The sequence below is a fragment of the Veillonella sp. genome, assembly GCF_019414865.1.
Lineage (GTDB): Bacteria > Bacillota > Negativicutes > Veillonellales > Veillonellaceae > Veillonella.
The window spans coordinates 1-4,826 of the sequence record NZ_DXLG01000119.1; the positions used below are offsets into that span (position 1 = coordinate 1).

Annotated in this window: 3 protein-coding genes; 2 read left to right on the plus strand and 1 reads right to left on the minus strand. The window is 34.4% G+C overall.

Features of this window, described 5'->3' with window-relative positions:
- Positions 1-103 precede the first annotated feature (103 nt).
- Positions 104-1,039 (minus strand): DUF3829 domain-containing protein, encoded by a 936-nt coding sequence (locus tag QZ334_RS06940; RefSeq protein WP_005385384.1) that lies wholly within the window; start codon positions 1,037-1,039, stop codon positions 104-106.
- Between the two features lie 316 nt (positions 1,040-1,355).
- On the opposite strand from QZ334_RS06940, the gene QZ334_RS06945 reads away from it, so the two are divergent.
- Positions 1,356-4,259 (plus strand): DUF3427 domain-containing protein, encoded by a 2,904-nt coding sequence (locus tag QZ334_RS06945; RefSeq protein ID WP_295233106.1) that lies wholly within the window; start codon positions 1,356-1,358, stop codon positions 4,257-4,259.
- A gap of 6 nt (positions 4,260-4,265) precedes the next feature.
- Positions 4,266-4,670 carry a (deoxy)nucleoside triphosphate pyrophosphohydrolase gene (locus QZ334_RS06950; protein ID WP_119208971.1) on the plus strand — a complete coding sequence of 135 codons (405 nt, stop codon included), beginning with the start codon at positions 4,266-4,268 and terminating at the stop codon, positions 4,668-4,670.
- The last annotated feature ends 156 nt before the right edge of the window (positions 4,671-4,826 follow it).

The following is a 4,826-nucleotide window of genomic DNA, read 5'->3' on the forward strand; positions in this document are numbered from 1 at the left end:
TATTATATAAACCTATAGTAATGAAACTTGTTAATATAATTTAACGTAGTTGTAGACATATCAAAAGAGGACTAGCCACGGCTAGTCCTCTTTTTGTAGTTAGTTATTTTTTCTTTTGATCTGTTGCATCAAGTTCTGCCATATTCACGACATTTGCTTTGCCAACCATTTTGTTATATTTTATAAACAGTTGTGTATATGCTTCGCCGTAGGAAGAATTGATGATGATATAGTTGCGAGCCTCTGCAACAAATTCTTTTACAGAATCTTGATACTCGCGAACTGCATTTTGTGTTTCTGATGTTGTACCAGGTTGTAATTTGTTGATGCGTTGCGTGATTTGTTGCAAGTTTGCTTCAACCTTTTGGGTATCCGTATTTCCATCTGGATCGATAAGATCGATTGTTTGGGCAGTCATGAGATTTAACTCGATGAAGTTAACTGCATTTTCACGTTTTTCACCTTGATATTCAGTCATGCGTTCTGTATAGAGCTCATTATTACGATTATCTAAGGCTAAATCTAAAGCGTTGTATGTAGCATAGAATTGTTCAGCTAGAGGTACATACTGTGCCGCTAACTCATCGCTACCTTTGAAATTATCTTTTTCAAAACGACGTTCTACATAGTAGGCTTGCAATTGATCCGCAACAGGAATCAATTGATCTAGCACTGCTAATACATCATTAGTTGATTGGTTTACATCTTCGTATGGAGTAGGGCTATCTTGCTTTGCAGCCTCTAATGCTGTTTTAAGATCTTTGTATTTAGGTAATGTAATCGTCGTATTATGGGACCCATTACGTAACTCTTCAAGAGTTGGTTGTAATTGATTTGCATAGGCTACACTGTACGCGTTATATGAGTCTAATGCGACGATATAAGGTCGGATAGCGTTGATCTTGTCGTCAACGGTTGATCGATATAAAATTGTCGTTGTATTGGATGACAAGAGTGTATACACCCCATAGATCCCACCACCGATAATAGCGATGCCAAGTATAACGGCTGCTATTAACTTGATGTACCCCTTTTTCAACTGCGCACGCTCCTTGAAAACACACTAACTCTTTTTGGATCCGTTTGGGCGGACTACGCCCCTAAGAGTAATTAGTTATATTATATCATAAACTTACGTCCCAAAAAAGACGTATAGAGCGGAGAATCATAAGGAATAGATGAAATTATTCGATGTGAACATATATTAATATTTATAATTAATGATTTGTTGAGGGGTAACCTAACAAGGCTTTTACATAAATAAGCTATTCTGCATAAAAATATATTTCTCTAGACGCTGCAGCTGCGGCTGGTATAATAGCAAGTATAGTATTTATTATGTGGGGAGTTTTTTTATGTCAGAATCGAATCGTTTACTCAACTTTGCTACATCTTCAGAACTCATAGCAAATGGGGAAGGGCGCAATGTGCTATCTGCTATAGAAGATGGCTTGCGTAATTGTGATGAGTTTTTAATATCTGTAGCATTTATAACACCAGAAGGATTACTAACATTAAAGCCAATACTTAAAGAGTTAGAAGATCGAGGTGTACATGGTCGCATATTAACAACAGATTATCTTGGGTTTAATAGTCCACAAGTTCTAGAAGATTTAGGTAATCTAAAGAATATTGATTTGAAGGTATATTGTACTACTCAAGGTAGTGGACATGGTTTTCATACAAAGGGATATATTTTTAAGAAAGATGAATCCTATCAAATTATAATAGGTAGTTCTAATTTAACTATTAATGCGCTAAAGAGCAATAGAGAGTGGAATACCCGTTCTGAAGTACATGGTAGCGATACTTATGCTCGAGAGATTAATGAGGAATTTGAACTGTATTGGGATTCAAAATTTGCCATTCCTTATGAAGAGTTTATACCTTGGTATAAGCCTAGATGGGTTCGTCCGGAACGTTCTTCTCAAAGGTCTGTAGCGGAACAGTTTAAGCAAGTTGATTTACCTACTTTAGAACCTAATATAATGCAACAACAGTTTATTGCCAATTTTAATGAGCTAAGAGCTAATCAGGCTAAACGAGGGCTTTTAATTTCTGCTACGGGGACAGGAAAAACTTATGCAGCAGCCTTTGCGATGCGTGAAATGAATCCGAAAAGAATTCTATTTTTAGTGCACCGTGAACAAATAGCAAAACAGGCAATGGCAAGTTTTGAACGGGTTTATAATGATCCATCTATAACGTTTGGGTTAGTATCTGGTAATGTAAAAAAATATGATGCTACCCATGTATTTTCTACAATGCAAATGATGGGGCGTTATGATGTAATGAAACAATACGATCCAAAAACTTTTGATTGTATTATTATTGACGAAGTACATCGTGCAGGCTCTGAAAGTTATCAACGTATTATCGACTATTTTAAACCACAGTTTCTATTAGGTATGACTGCAAGTCCGGAGCGGACTGATGGTTATGATTTATATGAGCTCTTTGATCATAATATTATTTATGAAATTCGATTACAACAGGCTCTAGAGGAAGATTTATTGTGCCCATTCCACTATTTTGGTATTAGTGACTTATGGGTTGATACAGACGAGCCGATTGGTGATATGGAGGTTACTTTTTCTAATTTGTCTACGAAGGAGCGTGTAGATAAAATTATTGAAAAGATTCGCTACTTTGGACATAGTGGTAGTCGTGTAAAAGGCCTGGTATTCTGCAGTAATCGGATTGAAGCAAAGGCTTTATCTGACGCTTTTAATGAGCGGGGGATTTATCGCACAGTAAGCTTGACGGGTGAGGATAGCCAAGAAATTAGAGAGAAAACGATCGCTCGATTAACAGGGACCGGGGAGTATCAAGGTAGACTTGATGAGCAGTTAGATTATATCTTTACTGTAGATATATTTAATGAAGGCGTTGATATACCTGAAATCAATCAAGTTATTATGTTACGTCAAACTGAAAGCCCAATAATTTTTATTCAACAGTTAGGGCGTGGACTTCGTAAGTTTGAAGATAAGGAATATGTAGTTATCCTTGATTTTATTGGGAACTATACAAATAACTTTATGATTCCCTTGGCACTATCTGGTGATAGAAGTTATAACAAAGATACATTGCGTCGATATGTACAAGCAGGTAATCGTATTATCCCTGGTAGCTCAACAGTACATTTTGATAAAATTGCGAAACAACGTATTTACGAATCTATTGATACGGCAAAGTTTTCTGATATGAAATTAATAAAAGAAGCCTATTTTAATTTGCGCTTTAAATTAGGTCGTATTCCTAGAATTTCTGATTTTGCAGAACATGGTTCTATTGATGTAAGTCGAATTTTTTATAAATTTAAGTCCTATCATAATTTCTTGATAAAGATTAAGGATAAGGATTATGATGTATCATTCACACCTGTTCAGGAACGGATGTTACATTTTATATCTCAAAAACTAACAACAGGAATACGTGTACGAGAGCTATTAGCATTACAAGCATTATTAGAAGGAAAACAGGATGTTATTACATATGTATCTAATGAGCTTTTAAATACATATAATGTAGAATTATCTGAGCATGGGCGAATTAATCTCATTAATGTTATGACAAATCAATTCGGTGTGAAAGCGGCACAAAAAACATTTGAAGATAGTGTATTTATTGAATTATCTAATGGTCGTTATGTAATATCTCAAGCATTTAAAGATGCATTAGAAAATAGTAATTTTAAAGGGCAAGTGCAAGAACTTGTTGCCTATGGTTTGAAACAGTTTGATGATAAATATAAAGATAAAATTTATCCGAATACTCCTTTTGCTTTATATGAAAAGTATACCTATGAACAAGTGTGTCAATTATTAGAATGGCCTCAAAATGAAGTGCCATTGAATATTGGGGGATATAAATTCCATAAGGAAACAAAGACGTATCCTGTATTCATCAATTATCATAAAGCAGATGATATTCAAGATACTATTAAGTATGAAGATAGATTTGAAAATCCAGGATTATTGAAAGCTATTTCTAAAAATAAACGATCATTTTCTTCTGATGATGTGCAGACTGCATTTAACGCTGATGCCTTAGGTGTTTCTATGCACTTATTTATGAGAAAGAATAAGGATGATGAAGAGTCTAAAGAGTTTTACTATTTGGGTCCTATTCATTCTACAGGACGAGAACGAGCTAAAGAAATCTTTATGGCAAATGGTACTATGGCAGTAGAGCTAGAGTATCAACTTGAAGTGCCCGTACGGGATGATATTTATGATTATATTATTAATGGGTAAGGATATATGAGTGAAGAACGAAAACATATTGAAGTTGTAGCAGGAATTATCAAAAAAGATAATACTATATTAGCTACTCAACGTGGTTATGGTGATCTAAAAGATGGTTGGGAGTTTCCAGGTGGTAAGGTTGAACCTGGCGAAGCTCACGAGGTAGCACTCAAAAGAGAAATACATGAAGAACTAGAAGCGGAGATTACCGTTCTGGAACATATTATTACTATTGAATATACAGGGTATGAGAAGTTTGATTTAACAATGCATTGTTATTTATGTTCTTTAGTAAATGATTCTGATATTACTCTATTAGAACACGAAGCGGCAAAATGGCTTTCAAAAGAGAATTTATACTCAGTAGATTGGTTACCTGCTGATATTGATGCAGTAGATGCGATCTCTAAACGTTTATAACATAATATATAAAGGTATGCTTATTATGATATAAGTGTACCTTTTATTTTAATGGATAGCCTATTTGTAATGTACAAGAATTATTAGTGCATATATAAGTATTGTTTAAATTATATTTTCATATTCATTGTCCATACTTTCATATCGTTATATAAT

What these genes read in the sequence shown, in the direction of transcription:
- QZ334_RS06945 (WP_295233106.1), top strand. Translation starts at nt 1,356, where the DNA reads ATGTCAGAATCGAATCGTTTACTCAACTTTGCTACATCTTCAGAACTC.
- QZ334_RS06950 (WP_119208971.1), top strand. Translation starts at nt 4,266, where the DNA reads ATGAGTGAAGAACGAAAACATATTGAAGTTGTAGCAGGAATTATCAAA.